The 23,901-nt window shown below is 60.4% G+C and carries 21 protein-coding genes; 11 read left to right on the top strand and 10 right to left on the bottom strand.

The features are described 5' to 3' along the window. Positions 1–5 precede the first annotated feature (5 nt). The 3 genes from lipA (at position 6) to G9X67_RS13345 (ending at position 1,805) form a co-directional block, all read left to right on the top strand. A complete protein-coding gene (gene lipA / locus G9X67_RS13355; protein ID WP_012757334.1) occupies positions 6–977 on the top strand; it encodes a lipoyl synthase in 972 nt (323 codons plus the stop codon). Positions 978–1,040: 63 nt separating this feature from the next. Beyond that, complete coding sequence (locus G9X67_RS13350; protein WP_281411917.1) at positions 1,041–1,343, top strand: hypothetical protein; 303 nt, start codon at positions 1,041–1,043, stop codon at positions 1,341–1,343. A gap of 9 nt (positions 1,344–1,352) precedes the next feature. After that, positions 1,353–1,805 (top strand): type II toxin-antitoxin system RatA family toxin, encoded by a 453-nt coding sequence (locus G9X67_RS13345; protein WP_129420805.1) that lies wholly within the window; start codon positions 1,353–1,355, stop codon positions 1,803–1,805. A 14-nt stretch (positions 1,806–1,819) separates the two neighbouring features. Here G9X67_RS13345 and G9X67_RS13340 read toward each other — a convergent pair whose 3' ends face one another. Together G9X67_RS13340 and G9X67_RS13335 are read right to left on the bottom strand one after the other, a co-directional pair. Then, a complete protein-coding gene (locus tag G9X67_RS13340; protein ID WP_171598834.1) occupies positions 1,820–2,323 on the bottom strand; it encodes a CinA family protein in 504 nt (167 codons plus the stop codon). Continuing rightward, positions 2,320–3,537, bottom strand: coding sequence for a bifunctional 2-C-methyl-D-erythritol 4-phosphate cytidylyltransferase/2-C-methyl-D-erythritol 2,4-cyclodiphosphate synthase (locus tag G9X67_RS13335; RefSeq protein WP_171598833.1), 1,218 nt, complete (start codon positions 3,535–3,537; stop codon positions 2,320–2,322). Before G9X67_RS13335 ends, G9X67_RS13340 begins: the two co-directional genes overlap by 4 nt. Positions 3,538–3,682: 145 nt before the next feature. Here G9X67_RS13335 and dusB point away from each other — a divergent pair, with 145 nt between their 5' ends. From dusB to ntrC, 3 genes are read left to right on the top strand one after another with little or no spacing between them, the layout of a single operon-like run. Continuing rightward, positions 3,683–4,699 (top strand): tRNA dihydrouridine synthase DusB, encoded by a 1,017-nt coding sequence (dusB, locus tag G9X67_RS13330; protein ID WP_171598832.1) that lies wholly within the window; start codon positions 3,683–3,685, stop codon positions 4,697–4,699. After that, positions 4,696–5,850: a nitrogen regulation protein NR(II) gene (locus G9X67_RS13325; RefSeq protein WP_171598831.1), complete on the top strand. Its 1,155-nt coding sequence runs from the start codon at positions 4,696–4,698 to the stop codon at positions 5,848–5,850. The genes dusB and G9X67_RS13325 overlap by 4 nt, the downstream gene beginning before the upstream one ends. Further along, complete coding sequence (gene ntrC, locus G9X67_RS13320) at positions 5,847–7,298, top strand: nitrogen regulation protein NR(I) (RefSeq protein ID WP_003539347.1); 1,452 nt, start codon at positions 5,847–5,849, stop codon at positions 7,296–7,298. Before G9X67_RS13325 ends, ntrC begins: the two co-directional genes overlap by 4 nt. Positions 7,299–7,413: 115 nt before the next feature. Here ntrC and G9X67_RS13315 read toward each other — a convergent pair whose 3' ends face one another. The 6 genes from G9X67_RS13315 to G9X67_RS13290 all read right to left on the bottom strand — a co-directional run bounded on the left by G9X67_RS13315 (position 7,414) and on the right by G9X67_RS13290 (position 13,593). Continuing rightward, complete coding sequence (locus G9X67_RS13315; RefSeq protein ID WP_246697897.1) at positions 7,414–8,208, bottom strand: transporter; 795 nt, start codon at positions 8,206–8,208, stop codon at positions 7,414–7,416. Positions 8,209–8,265: 57 nt separating this feature from the next. Continuing rightward, a complete protein-coding gene (locus G9X67_RS13310) occupies positions 8,266–9,054 on the bottom strand; it encodes a hypothetical protein (protein ID WP_138329590.1) in 789 nt (262 codons plus the stop codon). 162 nt (positions 9,055–9,216) lie between these two features. Further along, complete coding sequence (locus G9X67_RS13305) at positions 9,217–10,407, bottom strand: alpha/beta hydrolase (protein ID WP_210258853.1); 1,191 nt, start codon at positions 10,405–10,407, stop codon at positions 9,217–9,219. A gap of 169 nt (positions 10,408–10,576) precedes the next feature. Further along, entirely contained in the window at positions 10,577–10,789 is a 213-nt protein-coding gene (locus G9X67_RS13300; protein WP_138329586.1) for a hypothetical protein, read from the bottom strand. Beyond that, positions 10,786–11,595, bottom strand: a complete 810-nt coding sequence (locus G9X67_RS13295; protein WP_138329584.1) for a DUF2092 domain-containing protein — start codon at positions 11,593–11,595, stop codon at positions 10,786–10,788. Before G9X67_RS13295 ends, G9X67_RS13300 begins: the two co-directional genes overlap by 4 nt. A 159-nt stretch (positions 11,596–11,754) precedes the next feature. Continuing rightward, the gene (locus tag G9X67_RS13290) at positions 11,755–13,593 is read right to left on the bottom strand and encodes an adenylate cyclase (protein WP_138329582.1); all 1,839 of its coding nucleotides are present in this window, start codon (positions 13,591–13,593) and stop codon (positions 11,755–11,757) included. Positions 13,594–13,904: 311 nt separating this feature from the next. Here G9X67_RS13290 and G9X67_RS13285 point away from each other — a divergent pair, with 311 nt between their 5' ends. Further along, positions 13,905–14,429 carry a hypothetical protein gene (locus tag G9X67_RS13285; protein WP_171598830.1) on the top strand — a complete coding sequence of 175 codons (525 nt, stop codon included), beginning with the start codon at positions 13,905–13,907 and terminating at the stop codon, positions 14,427–14,429. Positions 14,430–14,725: 296 nt separating this feature from the next. Beyond that, complete coding sequence (locus tag G9X67_RS13280) at positions 14,726–15,730, top strand: HAD family hydrolase (RefSeq protein WP_138329580.1); 1,005 nt, start codon at positions 14,726–14,728, stop codon at positions 15,728–15,730. A 26-nt stretch (positions 15,731–15,756) separates the two neighbouring features. Here G9X67_RS13280 and G9X67_RS13275 read toward each other — a convergent pair whose 3' ends face one another. Together G9X67_RS13275 and G9X67_RS13270 are read right to left on the bottom strand one after the other, a co-directional pair. After that, positions 15,757–16,029, bottom strand: a complete 273-nt coding sequence (locus G9X67_RS13275) for a hypothetical protein (protein ID WP_138329579.1) — start codon at positions 16,027–16,029, stop codon at positions 15,757–15,759. Between the two features lie 301 nt (positions 16,030–16,330). Continuing rightward, complete coding sequence (locus tag G9X67_RS13270; RefSeq protein WP_138329577.1) at positions 16,331–17,284, bottom strand: formylglycine-generating enzyme family protein; 954 nt, start codon at positions 17,282–17,284, stop codon at positions 16,331–16,333. 275 nt (positions 17,285–17,559) lie between these two features. Here G9X67_RS13270 and G9X67_RS13265 point away from each other — a divergent pair, with 275 nt between their 5' ends. The 3 genes from G9X67_RS13265 (at position 17,560) to G9X67_RS13250 (ending at position 23,821) form a co-directional block, all read left to right on the top strand. Continuing rightward, positions 17,560–19,959 (top strand): arylsulfatase, encoded by a 2,400-nt coding sequence (locus G9X67_RS13265; RefSeq protein WP_138329575.1) that lies wholly within the window; start codon positions 17,560–17,562, stop codon positions 19,957–19,959. A 379-nt stretch (positions 19,960–20,338) separates the two neighbouring features. Next, complete coding sequence (locus G9X67_RS13260) at positions 20,339–21,997, top strand: arylsulfatase (RefSeq protein WP_138329573.1); 1,659 nt, start codon at positions 20,339–20,341, stop codon at positions 21,995–21,997. 834 nt (positions 21,998–22,831) lie between these two features. Next, positions 22,832–23,821 (top strand): aldo/keto reductase, encoded by a 990-nt coding sequence (locus G9X67_RS13250; RefSeq protein WP_138389253.1) that lies wholly within the window; start codon positions 22,832–22,834, stop codon positions 23,819–23,821. Positions 23,822–23,901 lie beyond the last annotated feature (80 nt).

Genomic DNA, 23,901 nt, shown 5'->3' with positions numbered 1-23,901 from the left:
CTGCAATGGTGACGATCCTCGATACGATCAATCCCGACGCCAAGCGCGTGCGGCATCCGGAGAAGGCGCATCGGCCGGACACGGAAGTCATGCGCAAGCCGGACTGGATTCGCGTCAAGGCGCCGACCTCCAAGGGTTATGCCGAGACACGCGCGATCGTGAAGGAGCACAAGCTCGTCACCGTCTGCGAGGAGGCCGGCTGCCCGAATATCGGCGAATGCTGGGACAAGAAGCACGCGACCTTCATGATCATGGGCGAGATCTGTACCCGCGCCTGCGCCTTCTGCAATGTCGCCACCGGCAAGCCGAATGCGCTCGACATGGCCGAGCCGGAGAACGTCGCCAAGGCGGTCAAGGAGATGGGTCTCAGCCACGTCGTCATCACCTCGGTCGACCGTGACGACCTGGAGGACGGCGGCGCCGAGCACTTCGAAAAGGTGATCTGGGCAATCCGTGCGGCTTCGCCGATGACGACGATCGAGATCCTGACGCCCGACTTCCTGAAGAAGCCGGGTGCGCTGGAACGCGTCGTCGCCGCCAAGCCCGACGTATTCAATCACAATATGGAAACGGTGCCCGGCAATTATCTGACGGTTCGCCCCGGCGCCCGATACTTCCATTCCGTCCGTCTGCTGCAGCGGGTGAAGGAACTCGATCCCACCATGTTCACCAAATCGGGCATCATGGTCGGTCTTGGCGAAGAGCGAAACGAAGTCCTCCAGCTGATGGACGATCTGCGCACAGCCGATGTCGACTTCCTGACGATCGGCCAGTACCTGCAGCCGACCCGCAAGCACCACAAGGTCGAAAGCTTCGTCACGCCCGACGAGTTCAAATCCTACGAGACGGTCGCCTACAGCAAGGGCTTCCTGATGGTCGCCTCCAGCCCGCTGACCCGCTCTTCTCACCATGCCGGCGACGATTTTGCCCGGCTGAGAGCGGCGCGCGAGAAGAAGCTGTTGATCGCAGCCGAATAAGATCCATCACTTGCTTTTTGATTGAACCGCGGCGATTTTCGCCGCGGCACGAACCCGTCCTCCTTGGACATTCGGCTGCCGCGCACCAATTTCGTCGTCTGGGTCCGCATGCCCCGGCTTCTCTGCATCTGGGGCGCGATCAGCCGTTGGGCGAAATGGATCGGCCGTACCCGACCGGAAATGGCGCCGGGCTGCATCGAGAAGGTCGATTGGGAATTCCTCCGCTTCATCTGGACCTTCGAGGAGAAATTTGCGCCGCGCCTGGTCGCCGGCATCGCCGCACATGGCCCTGACGTGCCGGTCCTTCAGCTAAAATCCCGTCGCCAGATGCGCGAGCTTCTTGATCTTCTCGGCCGGCCCGATTAATTGCCGCTTATGCCGCAATTCGAAACGCACCGTCCCGTCCCGCACACGCCCGAGCAGATGTTCGATCTCGTCGCCGATGTCGAGCGTTATCCGGAATTCCTGCCGCTCTGCGAAGCGCTCGCCATCAGGAGCCGCAAGGAGCGCGACGGCAAGATCCTGCTCGTCGCCGACATGACGGTCGGCTATAAGGCGATCCGCGAGACCTTCACGACACAGGTGCTGCTCAACCGGGCCGAACACGTCATCGAGGTCAAATATATCGATGGCCCGTTCAAATATCTCGACAATCGCTGGCACTTCGCCGAGATCCCGTCCGGCGGCTGCACCGTCGATTTCTTCATCGACTACGAGTTCAAGAGCCGTATCTTGGGCGCGCTGATGGGCTCGATGTTCGACCGCGCCTTCCGCATGTTCACCGAAGCCTTCGAGACCAGGGCAAACAGGATCTACACGCCGGTTTGATGCGCGAACCCGCGTCAGGCAGCAAGGAGCGAGCGCACCATCTCCAGCGCCGTCCTGATCGTCGCCACCCGGACCTCGCTGCGGCCGATATCGCCATAAAGCATTTTCCGATGGATGAGCGCGCCGGAACGCGATTTGGCGGCAAGATGCACCAGGCCGACCGGCTTTTCCGCCGATCCGCCGCCGGGGCCGGCAATGCCCGTGACGGCAACGGCGATCCCGGCGCGTGAGCGGAAGAGGGCGCCATGCACCATCTGCCGCGCCGTTTCCTCGGAGACCGCCCCGAAGCGCAGCAGCGTTTCCGCCTGCACACCGAGCATCTCGATCTTTGCGCTATTCGTATAGGTGACGAAGCCGCGGTCGACGACGGCTGACGAACCCGAAATCTCCGTCAGCGCCCCGGCGATCAGCCCGCCGGTGCAGGATTCGGCGGTCGAGATCATCAGCCCTGCAGCCGTAAAGTCACGGATGATCGTCTCCGCCGTCGAAAGGATATCGTCGGGAAAAAGGCTCATCATTTCCTCCCGCGATAGACGACGGTCGCCGTGGCGATCGCCGCGATGCCTTCGCGCCGGCCGACGAAGCCGATCGTCTCGTTGGTCGTCGCCTTGACCGAGCAACGCTCGATATCGATGCCGAGATAATCCGACAGTTTCGTCCGCATGGCGTCGCGATGCGGGCCGACCTTCGGTGCCTCGGCGATCAACGAGACGTCGGCATTCATGATCGTGCCGCCGCGCTCGCGCACGATCCGGGCGGCATGCTCGATGAAGATCCGCGAAGGCGCGCCCTTCCATTGCGGGTCGGACGGCGGGAAATGATCGCCGATATCGCCGGCGCCGCAGGTGGCGAGCAGCGCGTCCGTCAGCGCATGCAGCGCAACGTCGGCATCGGAGTGACCTTTCAGCTTCTGGTCATGCGGAATGAACACGCCGCAGAGCGTTACGCCATCGCCCGCGACGAGCTGGTGCACGTCGTAGCCGTTGCCCGTGCGCACGTCTGGAAGCAGCGAAGACGAGAGCTTGTCGTCGGCCATGGCGATATCGTCTTTGACCGTCAGCTTGACGTTGTCGGCCGTGCCCTCGACGATCGTCACCGGAATGCCCAGCCATTCGGCGATCGAGGCATCGTCGGTAAAGTCGCTTCGTCCGCTCGCCGCCGCTTTCTCATGCGCCTCGAGGATCGTTTCGAAGGCGAAGGATTGCGGCGTCTGCGCAGCGTAAAGATGCTCGCGTGAAACCGTCGTCAGCACGGTGCCTGTGTTGTCGGCGCGTTTCAGCGTATCGGTGACCGGGATCGCCGGCAGGACCGCCTGCGCGCCGGCATCAAGGCTCTCGGCGATGCGATCGAGAAGCGCATGATCGAAGAACGGCCGCACGGCATCATGGATCAGCACATGGCTGATTTGCTTGTCCTTGAGGTATCTGAGGCCTGCAAGCACGGATTGCTGCCTGGTCGCACCCCCATGCACCGTTTCGATCGGCGTTGCCGAGATGATGTGGCGGAAGGCTCTCGCAAACAGCGCCTCGTCATCGGGATGGATGACGACGACGATCTCAGTTGCCGCTTCCCATGTCATGAAGTTTTCAAGCGTATGCACGATAACCGGCTTGCCGCCGATCATGCGATATTGCTTCGGGCCTTCCTTGGATGATCCCGCGCGCTCGCCGCGGCCGGCGGCAACAATGACAATTCCAGCCGATATCGGTTGCTTAGAAGGCATTTGCAGCATAAATCCCCTAAATTATGCGGAATTGACCGGAGTGCTCTAACGTCTTGCTTTGGCCTTTTCCAGCATCTGCCCGAAAAATATCAATTCCGGTTCCAGCCCCCTTGGCAAGCCAGGGAATAGTGGCTAAAAATAATGCAGTTCTATTGTGTGCCCGAAAGATAATCATTTGATTTCCAAGGACCTCGCAGCGCCTTTCCAAATCGGACCCGTGTCCGTGCGGAACCGCGTTGTACTGGCGCCGATGTCCGGCGTCACGGATATGCCCTTCCGCGAGCTTGCCTGGCGCTTCGGCGCCGGCCTCGTCGTCACCGAGATGGTGGCGAGCCGCGAGCTGGTCAATGACACGGCCGAATCCTGGTCGCGGCTGAGGGCTGCGGGCTTCCGGCCGCATATGGTGCAGCTTGCCGGGCGCGAGGCGCATTGGATGGCGGAGGCAGCCAAGATCGCCGCCGATCACGGCGCCGATATCATCGACATCAACATGGGTTGCCCGGCAAAGAAGGTGATCGGCGGTTATTCCGGCTCGGCGCTGATGCGCGATCCCGATCACGCGCTCGGTCTCATCGAGGCGACGGTCAAGGCCGTCGACATTCCTGTGACGCTGAAGATGCGCCTCGGCTGGGACGAGAATTCGATCAACGCGCCTGACATTGCGCACCGCGCCGAGGCGGTCGGCATCCAGCTTGTCACCATTCATGGGCGCACCCGCATGCAATTCTATGAAGGCCGGGCCGATTGGGATGCGATCCGCGCCGTCCGCGAGGTGATCTCCATTCCGCTGATCGCCAACGGCGATGTCGAAACCGCAGGCGATGCGCAGGAAATATTGCGCCGCTCCGGCGCCGATGCCGTCATGATCGGCAGGGGCTGCCAGGGCAGGCCGTGGCATGCCGGCGTCATATCAGGTGCGCCCACACCGCAATCCCTGGAAATCGCCGAGATCGCCGTCGAACATTACCGGATGATGCTGGATTTCTACGGCGAAGCGGTGGCGATCCGCCATGCCCGCAAGCATCTTCGCTGGTATCTCCAGCGTTTCGCGCCTGATCTGTCGGGCGACGAAAAGGCGGCGATCATGACCTCGCGCGATCCGCGCGAAGTGGCCGCGCGTCTTTACGATGCATTGGCGGCCAGTGTTGTCGACAGCCGGGAGGCGGCATGACGAAGGATATGACATCTCCGTCCGATCACACCGGCGGGACCGTCGCCATGGCCGTGTTGAACGCCATCCAGAACCCCGTCGTCATGGTCGACGAATCCGGCTTCGTCGTTTTCGCCAATTGGGAGGCGGAGGCCTTTTTCGGCGCCAGCGCCTCGCATCTGGCACGTTACCGCATCTCGACCTTCATTCCCTTCGGCAGCCCGCTGCTTGCCCTGATCGACCAGGTGCGCGAGCGCAAGGCGCCGGTCAACGAATATCGCGTCGACCTGAGTTCGCCCCGCCTCGGCCAGGATAAGCTCGTCGATCTCTACGTCGCCCCGGTGCTCAGCGAGCCCGGCGCCGTCGTCATCGTCTTTCAGGAGCGCTCGATGGCCGACAAGATCGACCGACAACTGACGCATCGCGCCGCCGCCCGCTCGGTGACCGGCCTTGCCTCGATGCTGGCGCACGAGATCAAGAACCCGCTCTCCGGCATCCGCGGCGCCGCCCAGCTGCTCGAACAATCTGCGGACGACGACGATCGGGCGCTGACCCGGCTGATCTGCGACGAGACCGATCGCATCGTCTCGCTGGTCGACCGGATGGAAGTCTTTTCCGACGAACGCCCTGTCGACCGCATGCCGGTCAACATCCATTCCGTGCTCGATCATGTGAAGGCCGTCGCCAAGGCGGGTTTTGCTCGCAACATCCGGGTCACCGAGAGTTACGACCCGTCGCTGCCAGCCGTCTATGCCAATCGCGACCAGCTCGTTCAGGTCTTTCTCAATCTGGTGAAGAACGCCGCCGAAGCGGTCGGCGATCGGTCGGACGGCGAGATCATGCTGACGACGGCCTATCGCCCCGGCATCCGTCTTTCGGTCGCCGGCACGCGCGAAAAGATCTCGCTGCCGCTGGAATTCTGCGTCCACGACAACGGCCCCGGCGTTCCCCTCGATCTGTTGCCGCACCTCTTCGATCCCTTCATCACCACCAAGCCGAACGGCAGCGGCCTCGGCCTGGCGCTGGTCGCCAAGATCATCGGCGATCACGGCGGCATCATCGAATGCGATAGCCAGAACAGCCGCACGACATTCCGCGTTCTCATGCCGGCGTCGAAGGACGCCTCGCTCGAAGACGCCTCTATAGCAAGCTCGACAGGACCTTCTCGATGACAGCCACGATCCTCGTTGCAGATGATGATGCGGCCATCCGGACCGTGCTCAACCAGGCTTTGAGCCGCGCCGGTTATGACGTTCGCATCACCTCCAACGCCGCTACCCTCTGGCGCTGGATTTCGGCAGGCGAGGGCGATCTGGTCGTCACCGATGTGGTGATGCCCGACGAGAACGCCTTCGATCTGCTGCCGCGCATCAAGAAGGCGCGGCCCGACCTGCCTGTCCTCGTCATGAGCGCCCAGAACACCTTCATGACTGCCATCAAGGCCTCGGAGAAAGGCGCTTACGACTATCTGCCGAAGCCCTTCGATCTCACCGAGCTGATCGGCATCATCGGCCGTGCGCTGGCCGAGCCGAAGCGCAAGCCCGCCAAGCTTGAAGACGACATGCAGGACGGCATGCCGCTCGTTGGCCGGTCGGCGGCGATGCAGGAAATCTACCGCGTGCTCGCCCGCCTGATGCAGACGGACCTGACGCTGATGATCACCGGCGAATCCGGCACCGGCAAGGAACTCGTCGCCCGCGCGCTGCATGATTACGGCAAGCGCCGCAACGGCCCGTTCGTCGCAATCAACATGGCGGCGATCCCGCGCGACCTGATCGAATCCGAACTCTTCGGCCATGAGAAGGGCGCCTTCACCGGCGCGCAGACGCGCTCGACCGGCCGCTTCGAGCAGGCCGAAGGCGGCACGCTCTTCCTCGACGAGATCGGCGACATGCCGATGGACGCCCAGACACGGCTCTTACGCGTCCTGCAGCAGGGCGAATACACCACCGTTGGTGGCCGCACGCCGATCCGCACCGATGTGCGCATCGTTGCCGCTACCAATAAGGACCTGAAGCAGGCGATCAACCAGGGCCTCTTCCGCGAGGATCTCTATTACCGCCTCAATGTCGTGCCGCTGCGCCTGCCGCCGCTGCGCGACCGCGCCGAGGACATCCCCGATCTGGTGCGCCATTTCATCCAGCAGGCGGAAAAGGAAGGTCTCGGCTCCAAGCGTTTCGATCAGGAAGCGCTCGAACTGATGAAGGCCTATGCCTGGCCGGGCAACGTCCGCGAGCTGGAAAACCTCATCCGCCGTCTGATGGCGCTTTACCCACAGGATGTGATCACCCGTGAGATCATCGACGCGGAACTGCGTTCCGACGTGCCCGACAGCCCGATCGACAAGGGGCCGATGCGCAGCGGCTCGATGACGATCGCGCAAGCCGTCGAGGAGAACATGCGCAGCTATTTCGCAGGCTTCGGGGACAATCTGCCGCCGCCCGGCCTCTATGATCGTGTGCTGACCGAAATGGAATATCCGCTGATCCTCGCCGCCCTGACGGCGACGCGCGGCAACCAGATCAAGGCGGCCGATCTTCTCGGTCTCAACCGCAACACCTTGCGCAAGAAGATCAGGGAACTTGGCGTCTCGGTCTACAGGAGTTCCCGCACCGCCTGAGCCTGTTCGGGCTTGCACGGTGCTGCAGTGAGGTCTGAGAAGATCGCTCTTTGATCCTCATCCATCAGCGTTCCACGCAATACCGTTCGGCCGAGCGCATCGTCGATCTGCGAATTCACTTTGGAAAGAGGAACGTGAGCGCGAGCCGGAAGCCAAGTCCTTCCGGGCCGTTCTCCGGAGCGTCTGCCCAATAGCGGATACCAGCCGTCAGGCTGATCGGCTGCTTATCGATGGTGATCAGCTTGGCGACTGCGAAGTTGATTGGAACCGACCAATTGTTCGTTTCCCAGTTATAGGTGGACTCCGTATTCAGCGAGAACGTCCAGGCGTCCTTGGTCGTGTAGGAGATGAACGGCTGGAGGAACGTCGAACTCACATCTTCCCGGTCGCTTTGACCAGCGAACGACCAGATGTGGTTCCCAAGAATGCCGTAAGTCCAGGGGCCGTCCTGTTTGAGAACGACTGCTGTCGGTCCAGCGCCCCATTTGCCGCCACCGAGGAGCTCGTCGGTCGCGGTGGGAAGGAGGAACACCGGTCCGGCACCCCAGACGATACCGGTCTCCGTCGGTTTAGCAGGGGAGAGAAAGAAACTCTGCAACGTGTCGCCGAGACCGAACTGCGTTCCTGATGGCCCGGCGATGTCGTTCTGCCATGTGACCGGGAGGATGGTCCTCGATATGAGGTTCCAGTCCTCGTTCAGAGAGAATGGAATGACAGGCTGGATGTTCAGCGTTGCCTTGTCACCATCTTCGGGACCGTAGCCGTGGTCATAGTTGAACTGGAACGGGACGCTGATCAGCGAAGCGATCGGATTCGACAGCTTCTTCGCGAGTTCTTCGCTCGACTGGGCGTTGGCTGCACCTGATGACAGAACCAGCGCCGCGGCAAGCTGCATCAGCCGAAAAATCATGAGCTTCATTGACGTCTCCACCGTACAAAACTCGATCTGCTGTCCCAGACGTCGTTCTCAGAAGTGGATGACGACGCCGAGGATCGGACCCTGCTCGACGACGTCGAAGACGAAGCCGTCGTTGTCGTAGTCGACGCCGAGTGCGCGGTATCCCGCAACGGCTGAGATCGTGTCGGTGAACTTGTAGCCGAGTGCGAGCGCCACATCCCAGTCGAGATCCGCGCCGCCGGCGCCGACGAGACCCCATCCTGTCAGATAGATCTCCGGCGTGAAGAAGTAGTTGCCTCGGACGCCCACCAGACCGTCGACCCAGGTCGCGCTGTCATCTTGCTCGACGCCACCGAGGATCCCGCCATTGAAGGAGATGTTGGTGTCGACCGACCACACCCGGATGCCGCCGACGACATCGAGGTGTCCCGACTGGTCCTCCAGCACCGAGTAGCCGACCCCGAGAAGTCCGGCGAAGGTCTTTGAGGTGACGTCGACGCTGTCGGCGAGGATGCCAAGCGGCGTATTCGCGTCTGCGCCAAGCTTGGTGTAGATGATGTCGCCGAAGATGCTGAACCGGTCGTACCGCGCTTCACCCGCGGCCATGAAGGCGAAATCGAGGTTCTGCAGGATGTCGTCGAAATCGGAGTCGATATGAACCTCCGGCAATCCGAACTGTGCAATGTCTCCGGATATCCCCGCCATCCAGAAATACGGCGCGACGGTGAACGTCCAACCGCTCGGGCTCTCGACCACTTTGGCATCGGGTGTCAGCGGCGTCGGATCGGCTGCCCAGGCGGGCGAGGAGGCTACGAGACCCGCGCAAAGGACTGCCGCGCGTAGAAGAAAAGCCGTCATGAAACTCCCCCTGCGTTGTCGGTCTCCATCGTGGTCGCCGACGAATCGAACATATCATCGATCTCCGCTCAACTCTGGCGCAACACCCGCCTGCGGATAAGTATGTTACAGTAATATCTGTCTGTCTGCGGCATTGCCGTGCTCGTCCTGCCGATGTCGGAGTTAGGGCTTGCAGCTCGGCGTTGGCCGTACCTCGTCGCAGTTTTTCAACATTGCTGGCTGCGGTTTGGCAGTGCCCATCAGGCCACTGACCTGGCCGGCGTAATTGTCCCGCGTGTCCTGATCGACAGCAGCGACGGGAGCGGCAAGGATCAGTCCAGCAACGTTCCCGGCTGCCGCCGCCGTTCCGGATGTCGCCACCAGAATCTGGTCGCCAAGTCCAATCCTGCTGTCGGTGAGCGTCTGCCCCTCCGAGATGCGTGATCCGATGAGCTGAACGATCTGCGGCGATTCCGCGAATTTGCCGTGGTTCATCCGATCGCCAGATTTGATCTTGGTGAGATCGATCACCACGATCTTGTTGGCCTCGAACTCCGCCTTGTAGGGCGCCTGTTCGGGATCGATGGCTCCAAGTCGGGATACGTCACCCCAGACCCGACGCGAGAACGCCAGTGCACGGTCGTCACGGGATACGAACAAGGTGAACTGCGGATGCTGTTTGCCCATCTCGCCGATCTGCTGGCGGAACACGTCGACATCGACGTCCGGAGCCGCGAGCATGACATTCTTGAACTTGGCGGGCAGTCGGCCGTTACGAATGGCCATCTGGCGCAGCGATTCCAACGCCAGCCAGTTCCCCATGGAATGAGCGAGGATGGACACCTCCTTCACTTCCGGATCCTTTGCGAGATACTGGAAGAGTGTCTCCAGAGCATTTCGCGTATAGTTCGTGCTCTCCCGATCATAGCCGTAGGCGAGAAGGCTGCCACGCGACGGCCAGGTCACCAGCACGGGAGCGCTGTGCACACCGGAGTCCTGAACGATCTGGGCGAAGCGGTAGACGGAGTCTTCGAACCGGTTGTTGAAACCATGGATGAACACCAGGACACTGTGGTCGGGGCTCTTGCGGACGCTGGCGCTCAGCCAGCGTTTGGCCTCATCGATATTGAGATCGTCGGCCTTTAGAGTCGCGAAATCTGTCGCCGGATTGGAGGGAAGCCTCTTTGGCCAGGCGACCTCTCCCTCCTTGCGGATCGTGTTCGGTGGGATGGACACGGTGATATCGGCGAATGCCGGGGTCCGCGCCCGTTCTCCGTTGAACATCTCTCCTGGCACCGGAGACCTGCTGCGTGTCGTGGCGATCAGCAAGTTGACCTTGGTCGACTTCGGAGACGTGTCTGCAACAGGCGTCATCACATCCTTCGGATGACCGCCGCACCCAGGCAGAATGACGATCAATGCGCACAGCAGAAGCCACTGAACATACCCGGCAACTATCGACCCTATTCCCGTGTTGTTTTTGCTTCCCACCGATTTCCCTCATGCTGGGCGCTTGTCGAATGCGTTCGCCGGGCCTGTTTTTCTAGCAATAATAGACGCCGACGGCGCAACGCCGGACCGTGCGGCGCGCAACTCCAGCGACACTCACCGGCGTCAGCGGGCGGCCGATCCTGGCCTCTGCCGGCGTGAAGACGCCATTCAGTCCCGGAATCGAAAGTCCGTTTCCAAGTTCGAGGCCGGACACGCCGATCGCCGCAGCAAGCAGCAGGAGTTTCAGTTTTCTGACGACGGTCATTTGGTGCCTCCCATGGCAAAGTGATCAGGAATCTCGTCAATATCGGCAAGCTTCGTCAGGTCGACTTTCTTGGCGTTCGTGGTGTTTTTGAATCCGAAATCGTTGGCAACGACATCGGTGCCTGTCTTCCAGTCACTGATCTGGATGCTGTATTGTGGGCCTTGATCCACCTGGCTTGCGGTAATGACATATCGACAGGGATACGGATGCTCGCCTTGAGCGATCCATATCTGCCAGTCGACTTCCTTGGTGCGGAATGCAAGGTGGTCGCATTCGACACCGCCGATGACACCGCTGCCGAGGTCCTTGACGTCGACCACGTCGCGCATCAGCTCGTCATAGGCATCCGGGAGCAGAAGATCGGCACCCGGTATGGGTCTATGGAGCTTGTCCCGCAATTCGTCGATCAGGTGATTTATGGTGCCTGGGACTTCTGCCTGGGCATAGAGGTTGGCGTTCTTGCCGAGCTGCGAGAGCGTCTTGCCGTCGAATGCGACCTCAACGTTGGCGAACCCACCAAACCGGGTAACCCGGAGTTTATCCGGTCGGCCCATTTCGATCTTGCCGGAACTTGCCAGCAGAAGCTTCTGATGGTCGACGGTGACCACCTCCAGGTTGGTGTCATACGAAAAGGAGATCGCCTTTTCTGCGGCCAGGTAGTCGGACATGGTTTTCACCAGCTTCTTGGCGTCTGCGTCGGCAGCGCTTGCGGCCGATCCACATCCCAAGATGATCATCAAGCCGCGTGCCGCGGACGACACCGCCGCCACGGCAGGGTGCAAGGCTCGCTGCGGTGCTTTGGTCATCGACGAATCCCTTCTAAATGGTTTGGTCGGACGACTGAGGTCGCTCCCTGGGTCTCGGCCATGAAAGAACGATTATCAGCGACCACAGCCTACACGGAGACGACGGCGTGCGCGTGTAACCATCAGGTATGTTCTGTGCTAGTTGTCCTGACAGCAGCGCTACCGCGGCTGAAGGGCCCTGGAACCGTCGATCGGCAGCGACATCGTCGCCTGCACCTCGTCCATCGCAGGAAGCCCGGCCGTTCGCAGATCGGCAATCATCCGTGCCCGATCCTGTGGCTGGAAATTGCGCGCCTTGAGTTCGGCCACGATGCTCGGAATGAAGTCGGGTCTCATTTCGTTGAACCGCGAGGCCTCGTTGCGGGCGTCCTCGATCATTCCGGCGTCGACGTAGATGACGGCAGCCACCGCATGGAATAGCGGGAACTTCTGCAGGTCCGCCTGCCTGATCTCGATGACCGCGGTCTTGTCGTCGTGCAGCATGTAGGCTGCAAGTGCGCGCGTTCCGCGATAGTAGCCGCCGCCGGCAGGGTTGAGAGCAATGGCACGATCCAGCAGCGCTGCCCCGCGCTGCCATTCCCCGCTCATCGCCACCCGGGTACCAAACTCTCCTAGCAATTCGGTGTCGTTCGGATTGGTCGCCAGTGCCCGTTCGCCGATCTGAAGTGCCTCCGGAACCCGCTGGCTGAAAAACAACGCCGTCATCAACGCCTGAAGGGCGCGGGTGTTGTCGGGATCCAGTTGAATGGCACGGCGGGCGGCCTGAAAGCTGCGATCTATCGGCGCGGACGAAATGGGCTTCCGATTGAACCTGAAACGATCCTCGTCGAGATAGAGGATGGACAACATCGCCCAGGCGGTCGCAAAGGATGGATAGCGGGCGACAGTGCTTTCGAGGCAGTTTCGAACCTCTTCGTGCCGCTCGATGCTCAACTCGGCACGGTAAGTGTAAAAGCTCAGCGTGCAGCCGTAGATGCCAAGATCATCAGGCGGCGGGTTGGAGACATCGGCCTGGGCCATGATGCCATAGGGCTGCGCCACGGCGGTCGCAACCTTGTTTGCGACGTCGGACTGGATGGTGAACAGGTCGCGGACGCCGATGTTGTCGTCGTAGGTCTGCGACCAGAGGATCTCATCGGTCTCTGTGTCGAGCAGACGTGCCGTCACACGCACTCGGCTTCCGGAGACGCGAACACCGCCTGCCAGCAGGAAGCGTGCGCCAAGTTCTCCGCGAATCCGCGATGTCTCCACCTCTGGCGGCAACGATCTGGATGTCTCGCGACCGAAGACTTTGATCTCCTTGAAGCGGGGAAGGGCGGTGAGGAGTTCCTCGGTGAGGCCTGTCGTATAGAGTTCCGCCTGAGGACCATCACCGAGATTAGCAAATGGAGCGATCACCAATGTCGGTCCATCAGATCCTGTAATGTCGGCAGCCGCGAAGGGCCAGATCGAGCCAAATCGAATGGAGGTCAAGCCAGCCAGAGCTGCAGTGCCGCCCACGATCACGATCAATCCAAGAGCCACTGCCCATATATGCCGTCTTAAGCCGGGAAAAAGGGAATAGGCGCGCTCCGACGGCAGACTTTGGTCTTCAGCATCGGAATTGTCAGCAATCGGATTATTCCAGGCAAAGGTCGGCACGTAACCGCCTTTCGGAATGTCTATTCGGATCGGATCGCGTTGACCCGCTGTAAAATAATAGCGCTCGAGCACCCGCCTGAGCCTTCCGGCCTCGATCCGAACAACCGGATCATCCTGCGTGAAGCCGTTGGGGCGCTTGAAAACCTCGACGGCGATAGAGTAACCCTTGATCCGGTCTGCGCGGCCTGCAAGCGTCTCCTCCACGGCATAGGTAAGAAATGCAGCACTCCGACCGATATGCGGAAATTGCGGGCTGGTAACGATTCGCTCAAGCTGAGCCCGAACATCATCGTGGGTCGGGGGTGGTCGCGTCGAATCCGGCGCGATATCGCGCCTTGATGGCAATGAATCCTGCACGACTTGCTCCTCACCCGCTCTTGAGGGACGTGACTACCGGAGATTTTATTAACTACCACTTTTGTAACCTACCGCAGAAACTGATCCTCGTCCATCAAAGGCACCGTATCAGGCCCGTTCGACGACTTCGCAGATCGAGGGAAGGGGACTTCAGGCGCGTGAACTGCAGAAGCGGACATCGCGTCTTCGCCGCCTCGTAGCAGCCCGCGACCCAAAGCGGCCAAAGCCGTAAATGACCACCCAAGGAGCCACGACGACTCGGTCTAACGCGCCCGCCAGATAGCGAGCAAGCACCACAGGGAAGTCGCCGCGTGATAGAGGATCGCAGGCCACAACAGGACGCCGATCATCTCCAGAACGAGGGCGGAATAGGTCAAGACGGCCGTGGTCAGGAAATTGTAGAGCGTCACTCCGACGAGGAGCCCCAGGGTGCCTTGCCTGTCTTCGGCGTCACGCGCACCCCAGTTTGCCGCGGCAAGAGCGAGCAGCGCCGCACCGCAGATCCGCCCTATCAGTGGTGCCTCTCAAGCGACCTGCTTTGTCTCAAACAGCAGAAAGAAGAGGATCGACGGCGCCACGACAAGCCCCAGTCCCGTCGCACCTTCTGCGATCGCAAACAGGGTCAGAAGCGTGCGTCGGTGAGCTGTGTTCATGGCGCAGAATCCCCAGGCCCGGTCAACGTCACTTTCGGCACGGGCCGCCTTGACGATGGGGCGCTCTGCGCTGGACCTCTTGCCCCAAGGTCGCGGCTGAAGTTCCGTCTTCAAGCTGCTCAGCTTGCCGTCGAAGGCGAATGGTGCCTGGTAGTCGTTATCGTCGACACCGGTTCCGCGTGATGTGGACCGTTTTATTTGGGGAGGGTATGGCGCATATCGCGTGCGCGCCAGTAACATACAGTATGCACTGTTGATCCGCGTTCGCTCCAACGGTCACATTGGAGACCGCGTTGCGGACCCGATTTCCGACCGACGGCCGAACGGGTGATCGTCCCGCTGCCGCGGCGTCGGACTGACAGATACTACGGTATGATACGCGCAAAGCTCTCTTGGAGCGAATATTGTTGCGGACGGGCGCTGGTCTGGGCCGGACATCGCTTCGCCTGCCGGTCCATGTTTCCGACAGAGGGTTCATCATGAACACCAATCCAAAGCAGGCCTATCTCACGGCGGTGTTGGTCAGCACCACATTTTTCGCGGCCACGATCGTCCAGGCGGCGGAGACGCTGCCATCCTGGAACGATGGCAAGGCCAGACAATCGATCCTCGACTTCGTCGCCAAGGTGACCAAGGAAGGCTCGCCGGAATTCGTCCCGCCCGCAGAGCGCATCGCCACCTTTGACAATGATGGGACGCTCTGGGCCGAGCAGCCGCTCTATTTCCAGCTTTTCTTTGCGCTGGAGCAGGTCAAGGTTCTCGCACCCGAGCATCCGGAATGGAAGACGAAGGAACCTTTCGCGTCCGTATTGAAAGGCGATCTGAAGAGTGCGCTTGCGGGCGGCGCTCCGGCGCTGCTTGCAATCGTCGGAGAGACGCAGGCGGGTCTGACGACCGACGAATACGCAACGGTCGTCAAGGAATGGCTTGCTACAGCCAGGAACCCCAAGACGGACAAGCTGTTCACCGAGATGGCGTATCAGCCGATGGTGGAGCTTCTCGACTATTTGCGTGCCAACGGCTTCAAGACCTTCATCGTTTCCGGTGGCGGCAACGAATTCATGCGCACCTTCGCCGACAAGACCTATGGCATTCCACCCGAACAGGTGATCGGCAGCAGCGGCAAGCTGCAGTTCGAGCTGCGCGACGGAAAGCCCGCCCTTGTGAAGCAGCCCGAACTGTTTTTCTATGACGACAAGGAGGCCAAACCGATCGCCATCCAGACTTTCATCGGTCGCCGACCCATCGCTGCATTTGGCAATTCCGACGGCGACCTGCAGATGCTTCAATGGACGTGTAGCGGTCCTGGTGCACGCTTCTGCCTCTATGTGCATCACACCGACGCCAAGCGCGAATTTGCCTATGACAGGAAGTCCAGCATCGGCCAGCTCGACAAGGGCCTGGACGAAGCACAGGCTCAGGGGTGGACGGTTGTCAACATGAAGGACGACTGGAAGACCATCTATCTGACCGATCAGAAGTAACCGTCTTTGATGCCGGAGTCTGGTCCTCAACGGCGAGGGAGAAGCTTGATCACGATCACACTGGCGCTTTCCAGAGCGGCTTCGATCTCGCTGCGCAGCGTTTCCACGAGTTCGACGCATTCCGCGTGGCGCTCATTTCGCTCTGCGGCGGAGGATGTTTCCCATTTTCTCCGCAATTCATCTGCAACGGAGAAGTCGGCACAGAGTTCACGGAAGTTATCGTCACGGGCGGCCAATGTATCGATGGTTTTGGCGCTGGCTGGAAAGATGCGCTTGGCGAACCGTGTGTCGTAATCCATCCATCCTACCTCCAAGGCGGCCTCTGCAAGTCCGGCGGCCGCATCGCGTTATAAGTGGTGCATGATGATCCGGAATAGGGCGGAAGCAACGTAGTTTACAGTAAGGAACGGGAACGAAAGCGGAATTCGCCGTTCAGAGCATGTCCGACACGCTTGAACTCCAGTTTCGCGCTGCCGCTGCTAACCGCAATCGACGGGAGTACGCCCATAACCTGCGGACCACGAAGGATATGTCATGAAAGGTCTTGTCACAATCGGTGGCTTTTGTTCCGCCGACGCGACATGTGACCATGACGCCGCCTCACACGCGCTTGACACATCTGAAGCCGACATGACTTGTGGACGTGTCCTCAGGCTCTGCATGTCTGGCGGCGGGACGATAGCGCTTGCAGTAGTTCGGCGCGCAGAGGTGGGATCCGCCCTTGAGCACGCGCCGCGGGATCCTGATGTCAGGCAGCCGCGGATCATAGCTGGCGTCGGCGTCGCCTCCGCGGGGATTGCTGGGGATGCAGCATGAATGGCTGGCAGGCTCGGGATGGCGTGTCGACCAGAAGTCAGAGGTCCATTCCCAGACATTGCCGATCATGTCGTAGATGCCGTAGCCGTTTGATGGAAAGGATCCGACCGGGGACGTTCTGTCCGCACCGGCTGGCTTTGTGCTCAGCGTAGGGAAGGTGCCCTGCCAAGTGTTGGCCATGAGCTTTCCTTCCGGGTTCAACTCGTCGCCCCAGGCAAATTCCGCATCATCAAGGCCGCCGCACGCCGCCAGTTCCCACTCTGCCTCGGTCGGCAGATCTTTTTCCGCCCAGAGCGCATAGGCCATGGCGTCGCTATAGGCGACATGGACGACGGGATGATCGAGCTTGCCGCGGATGTCGGTGCGGCCGCCGTAAGGGTGTCGCCAGTCCGCGCCGAACTTGAACGACCACCACTGGGTAATGTCGGGGCCGACTATGGCTTTTGGCGGCGTGAACACCAGAGATCCGGCTCGCAGCATTTTAGGAAGCGCTCCAGGATAGTCGGCGGCACGGGGTGCCCTTTCGGCGACGGTCACATGTCCGGTGGCTTTGACGAACGAAGCGAACTGGCGGTTGGTGACGGGGGTGGCGTCGATCCAGAAGCCGTCGACGGCTACCGGATGAGCAGGCGCTTCCTCCGGATAATGCTCGTTCGATCCCATGGTGAAGGTTCGTCCGGCCACCCAGACCAGGCCTGAAAATCCCGCGTCGTCGGTCGCGCGCACGTCGGATGTCATTTTGTCATTCCCGCAGGTTATTGCCGTTCACATACGGGTGCGTGCCCCGCCCATTCACCTATATAACTACCCCTCGGAGCCGCAGTTCTTATAGTAGGTTACAGTAATATACGCGACGCGTTGGTAGCAATCTGCCACTCTCTGCAATGTCATCGCTAAGCTGATGGCTATGTCAGCCGATCTGACTCTCGCCGGCGCATGCGAGCATCATTGAGAGCGGGAAAGTATTGCTCGCTCTGCCTTTCTACCTTGGGTCCAAAAGGGAGCAATCAACAATGAATACGCGCGTTTATCTAGCCGTTCTCGCCGCCAGTTGTTTTTCAGCATTTCCCGCCGCCGCCCAGGATCTCACCGGAGCAACCGGTTCACCCAGCGCTACGTCGACGATCAACGGCCAGTCGCTGCCGGCAGCACCTCCGGCGTTCGGCGGAACCATCAACCTGGACGCCAAGGACTCGACTCCGTGGTGGCCACCCAAGGTGGTGCCGCCGAAGGGCGCGCCGAATATACTGCTGATCATGACCGACGACGCCGGCTATGGCGTCTCCAGCACCTTCGGCGGCGTTATCCCGACACCGACGCTCGATCAGATCGCAGCCAATGGACTGCGCTTCACGCAGTTCCACTCCACCGCGCTGTGCTCGCCCACGCGCGCCGCTCTCATCACCGGGCGAAACCACCATTCGGCGGGCTTCGGGGTGATCGCCGAGCAATCCACCGGCTATCCCGGCTATGATGCGATTATTGGCCCGAACAACGGCACGATCGGTTCGATACTCAGGGATCACGGTTATGCCACCTCATGGCTCGGCAAGAACCACAATACCCCGACCTACGCGCTATCCGCCTCGGGACCGTTCGACCAGTGGCCCTCCGGCATGGGCTTCGACTATTTCTATGGCTTCCAGGGCGGCGAATCCAACCAGTGGACGCCCTGGCTGTTCCGCAACCACGACCAGATCTACCCGTGGCTCGACAAGCCCGACTACAATCTGGTCACCGGCATGGCCGATGACGCCATCGACTATCTGCGCAAGGTGAATGCCGCGACGCCGGACAAGCCGTTCTTCATGTACTATGTTCCCGGCGCAACCCATGCCCCGCACCATCCGACGAAGGAGTGGATCGAGAAGTTCAAAGGCAAGTTCGATGGCGGCTGGAACGCCATGCGGGACGAGATTCTCGCCAACCAGAAACGGCTCGGCGTGGTTCCGGAGAATACCCAGCTGACGCCGTGGCCGGATGACCTTCCGAAATGGGATACGCTATCGGCAGACGACAAGAAGATGTTCGCCCGTCAGGCGGAGGTCTACGCCGCCTTTGTCGCCTATGCCGACTTCGAGATCGGCCGGGTGGTCGATGAGGTTCGCAAGCAGGGCAAGCTCGACGATACCCTGATCATATATATCGAGGGCGATAACGGCACCAGCGCCGAAGGTACGGCCATCGGCACGGCCTTCGACCTGGCCGCGATCCAGGCCATCAGCATGCCGGTCGCCGACCAGCTGAAATTCTACGACGCCTGGGGCGACCCGACGACGGAGCCACATATGTCAGTCGCCTGGTCCTGGGCTTTCGACACGCCGTTCAAATGGACCAAGCAGGTCGCCTCCCACTTCGGCGGCACCCGACAGGGCATGGCGATGTCTTGGCCGGGTCACATCACCGACAAGGGCGGCATCCGCAGCCAGTTCCACCATGTGATCGACATCGTGCCGACGATCCTCGAAGCCACCGGCATCCAGGCGCCGCTCACGGTGAACGGCATCGCCCAAAAGCCGATCGAAGGCGTCAGCATGGCCTATACCTGGTCCAAGGGCGCCAAGGACGTCCCCTCTGCACGCACGACACAGTATTTCGAGATGTTCGGCAATCGCGCGATCTACCACGAGGGCTGGATCGCCTCCACGACCCCACCCGCCGCGCCCTGGCTGATGGGACTCGGCAAACTGCCCGATGTGGTCGATGGCTATCAGTGGGAACTCTACAACCTGACCGAGGACTACTCGCAGTTCAACGATCTCGCCGCCAAGGAGCCGGACAAACTGCGCGATATGCAGCAGCTCTTCCTCGTGGAGGCCGCGAAATACCAGGTGTTGCCGCTTGATAACTCCGTCATCTCGCGTGCCACCGCGCCGCGGCCAAGCGCCACCGCTGGCCGAACCGAGTTCGTCTACTCAGGCGAACTCTCGGGCCTGCCACCGGCCTCGGCGCCCGATCCGCTGGCCCGCTCCTACACGATCACCGCCGAAGTCGACGTCCCGCAGGGCGGCGGAGACGGAATGCTTGCGACGCTTGGAGGCCGCTTCGGCGGCTACGGCCTCTATCTCCTCAAGGGCAAGCCGGTCTTCACCTATAACCTGCTTGGACTGGAGCGCTTCCGGTGGGCCGGCGAGACCGCGCTGACAGCAGGCAAACACAGCGTCGTCTTCGACTTTACCTACGAGGGACCCGGTTACGGGAAGGGCGGCAAGGGTGTGCTCAGCGTCGATGGCACGATGGTGGCCGAGCAGTCGATCCCGCATACCATCCCGTTTCTGGTGACGGTCGACGAGTCCTTCGACGTGGGGGTGGATACCCGCAGTCCTGTCGACGACAGCGACTACCAGGTGCCGTTCCGGTTCACGGGTACGCTGGACAAACTGACGGTCAAGGTTGGGCCGCCGCAAATCTAGTCAGCGTCAGGCGCGGGCCTCGCAGGGCCTGCGCCATGACTGAGTTCGCCGCGTCGGGGGCGACCCCGACAAGCCAAGCTACCGATTTCCGATATGGGCGATGTCGCCTTCACGCTATCGGTGTTTCTGGACGACTGTCGCCCGGACATTGGTTCCTGCCTATCGGCGGTTTCGCCTGTAGGTTACCGTAAGATACTTGCTCTCCTTATATTTGTTATGCCTTATGTACGCGTCCAGGCAAGCCGACAGGCCCTGTTATTCTCAACGCGGCATGCACTTTCGCTCGGCTATCTCAAGAGCATTCGAGAACCTCGGTCGGACCGTATTCAGCATCCGTTGCAGTGTTGAGCTTTGCTTCGCCTGACCAAAAAAGGGAGAAATGGGCATGACAGAGAACGCGACTCCAACGAGGCGGGATATCTTGCTAACCGGCGGATCTTTGCTCGCCATGTCGGCGATTGGCACGGCTGCGAGCACCACCATGAGCCGGAATGCAATGGCTCAAGCCACGGGCAAAAAACCCAACATAGTAGTCATCATGGCCGATGATGTCGGCATCTGGAATATCGGCGCTTACAATCGCGGCATGATGGCCGGTCGTACCCCACATCTCGACAGGCTTGCGGCAGAGGGGATGCTCTTTACCGACTACTACGCCGAGGCGAGCTGCACCGCAGGGCGAGCGAACTTCATCACCGGCGAGCTTCCGGTTCGAACTGGCATGACCACGGTTGGCCAGGCAGGCTCGCCCATCGGCCTTCCTGCTGCGGCGCCAACCATTGCCACCGTGCTGAGGTCTCTGGGCTACGCCACGGGACAGTTCGGCAAGAACCATCTTGGCGATCTCAACGAGTTTCTGCCAACGGTTCATGGCTTCGATGAGTTTTTCGGCTATCTTTATCATCTTGATGCGATGGAAGACCCCGCGCATCCGGGCTATCCGCAGGAACTGCTGAACGTAGTCGGCCCGCGCAACATGGTCCATTCCTGGGCCACGGAAACCGATGACCCCACGGAAATGCCGCGATGGGGCAAGGTCGGCAAACAAAAGATTGAAGATGCTGGCACGCTCTATCCGGAAAGGATGAAGACGGTCGACGACGAGATTCGCGATCTTTCCTTCAAGTTTATCGACAGGGCCAAGGCCGATGGCAAGCCGTTCTTCCTTTGGCTCAACCCGACACGGATGCACATTGTTACTCATCTATCGGAAAAGTACGAGAAGATGCGTAATTCCGCGAATGGTTGGACCATCCATGAAGCAGGGATGGCGCAGCTTGACGACATTGTTGGCGATACCATGCAGAAACTGAAAGAAATGGGCGACGATGAGAATACGATCGTCGTGTTCACGACTGACAATGGCACCGAAAACTTCACCTGGCCGGATGGTGGTCAGACACCATTTTTCGGCGGAAAAGGCACGACATACGAAGGCGGCTTCCGCGCCCCCGCAATGGTCCGCTGGCCGGGGCACGTTCCTACCGGTTCGATTTGCAATGGGCTGATGTCCGGCCTCGACTGGTTCCCCACCCTTGCGGCCGCCGCTGGAAGCACCAATATCGCCGTCGAGTTGAAAGCGGGGAAGGAACTCAATGGCCAGACCTACAAGGTTCACCTGGACGGCTATGATCAGACCAGCATGATCACCGGAACTGGCCCGTCGAACCGTCATGAAATCTGGTATTTCGCCGAAAGCGTGCTCGGGGCGGCCCGGATTGATGACTATAAATACACGTTCATGGAGCAGCCGGACGGTTGGATAGGCAGCACGGTGAAATTGGACGTGCCGACCGTTGTAAACCTGCGCCTTGATCCGTTCGAGCGTACGGCCTTTTTCAAGGGTAACGTTGGTTCACAAGAATACTTTGAATGGTACAAGTTCGAATTCTGGCGTTTCGTCCTCGTTCAGCAAAAAGTTGAAGAGCTGGCGAAGACTGCCATTGAATTTCCGCCGATGCAGAAGGGCGCAAGCTTCGGAATAGACGCAGTCAAGGCACAAATCGCCGAGGCCATGCGCAAGCAACACGCACAGTAAGCCAAGTTGCACGTCGCGTGGCGCGGCACGTCAATGCGGATGGAGGGCTTTTCTGCCTCCGGCCGCATTGAACCAGCTTTTGTCGAGGCGCGAGCGGATGACGTACGGCCGTTAAGAACCAGATCAAGGCGGCCGATCTTCTCGGTCTCAACCGCAACACCTTGCGCAAGAAGATCAGGGAACTTGGCGTCTCGGTCTACAGGAGTTCCCGCATCGCCTGAGCTTGCTCGGGGCGCGATGAAAAGAAGGCGGCGGGCCCTCATGTTTGCCCACCGCCCACCCCTCCCGGCGTCCGCCGCCACGGTCGGGAGGAGAGGTGAGCCTATCTGAGCGAAGTCGCGGTTTATATCCAAGCAGACAAACAAAAATGCGGTGTCATTCAACAGTCACATAAGCATTTGTGAGGAGTGATTTGACGCCAGGCGAATGTCATTGAAGTTGCTGCGGTCGTCGTCGCCGTGCCTGTGGATAAGCTGTGGATATCCGGTGGACGACAGGATCAATCAGCGGTCGATAATGTCGCAGATTCCAATCGCATGTTGCCTATCCGTTCCGAATCTCATCATTCTGCCGTTGCTGCCGTCGACCTCCGCCGCAAACGTCGTCGATCGCATGCCACGGGCGCTCCGACTGATGTCGTGGAGCGCCCATTTTCTTTACGGTCGGGGGCTGACGGGAACTGCGACATCTTGTTCTATGCCGGTGAACTTGGCGGGCTGAGCCTCGCATATCGTTGCGCATGCCATAGATTACGCGAATCGGTCGTCGATCAATCGGGCGACGCCGACCCCGGTGACAGGCCGGTACATATTCATAATTTGCGGGAGTTGCATGATGGAATATCGACGTTTGGGAAAGTCGGGCCTGAAAGTGAGCGAGTTCTCCTTCGGCTCATGGGTGACGTTCGGCAAGCAGGTCAATGGAGGCGACGCCGTCGACCTCATGAAGCTTGCCTATGACAACGGGGTGAACTTCTTCGACAATGCCGAAGGATATGAAAGCGGCAAATCCGAGATCGTGATGGGCGAGGCGCTCAGCAGGCTCGGCTGGAGTCGTGACAGCTTCGTCGTCTCCAGCAAGGTCTTCTGGGGAGGCCAGAAGCCGACGCAGCGCGGCCTGTCGCGCAAGCATGTGACCGACGCCTGCCACGCAGCACTCAAGCGGCTTCAGGTCGACTACCTCGACCTTTACTTCTGCCACCGCCCGGATATCGACACGCCGATCGAGGAAACGGTCCGGGCGATGCACGATCTCGTCGCCCAGGGCAAGGTGCTCTATTGGGGCACGTCGGAATGGTCGGCGCAGCAGTTGACGGAAGCCTACGCCGTTGCCCGCGACCTGCGCATCACGCCGCCGACCATGGAGCAGCCGCAGTACAACATCTTCGAACGCCAGAAGGTCGAGTCTGACTATCTGCCGCTGTATGACCTGATCGGCCTTGGCACCACGATCTGGTCACCGCTCGCCTCGGGCGTCCTGACCGGCAAATACAATGACGGCGTGCCGGCCGACAGCCGTATGAACCTGCCGGGCTATGAATGGCTGAAGGAAAAATGGTCCAGCGATGCCGGCCGCGCCCAGCTCAAACAAGTCGGCGAGCTTGCAAAGCTGGCGGACGAGATCGGGATATCGATCACGCATCTCGCCCTTTTGTGGTGCCTCGCCAACCGCAACGTCTCGACCGTCATTCTTGGAGCGTCGCGCGCCAGCCAGCTGCAGGACAATCTCGCAGCCCTCTCACACCGAGAGAAGATGACGTCTGACGTGCTGGACCGGATCGACACGATCGTCGGAAATAAACCGGAAGGACCACGTCGCTTCTAAAGCATGTCGCGCGATAACGACATGCGTAAAAACAAAGACCTAAAGCGCGAGGAGCGATCTGAAAGATTGCGACGCGCTTC

Source organism: Rhizobium sp. WYCCWR 11152, assembly GCF_013087615.1.
Lineage (GTDB): Bacteria > Pseudomonadota > Alphaproteobacteria > Rhizobiales > Rhizobiaceae > Rhizobium > Rhizobium indicum.
Note: the sequence above shows the minus strand (reverse complement) of the source record. Positions and strands in the feature narration are given on the sequence as shown.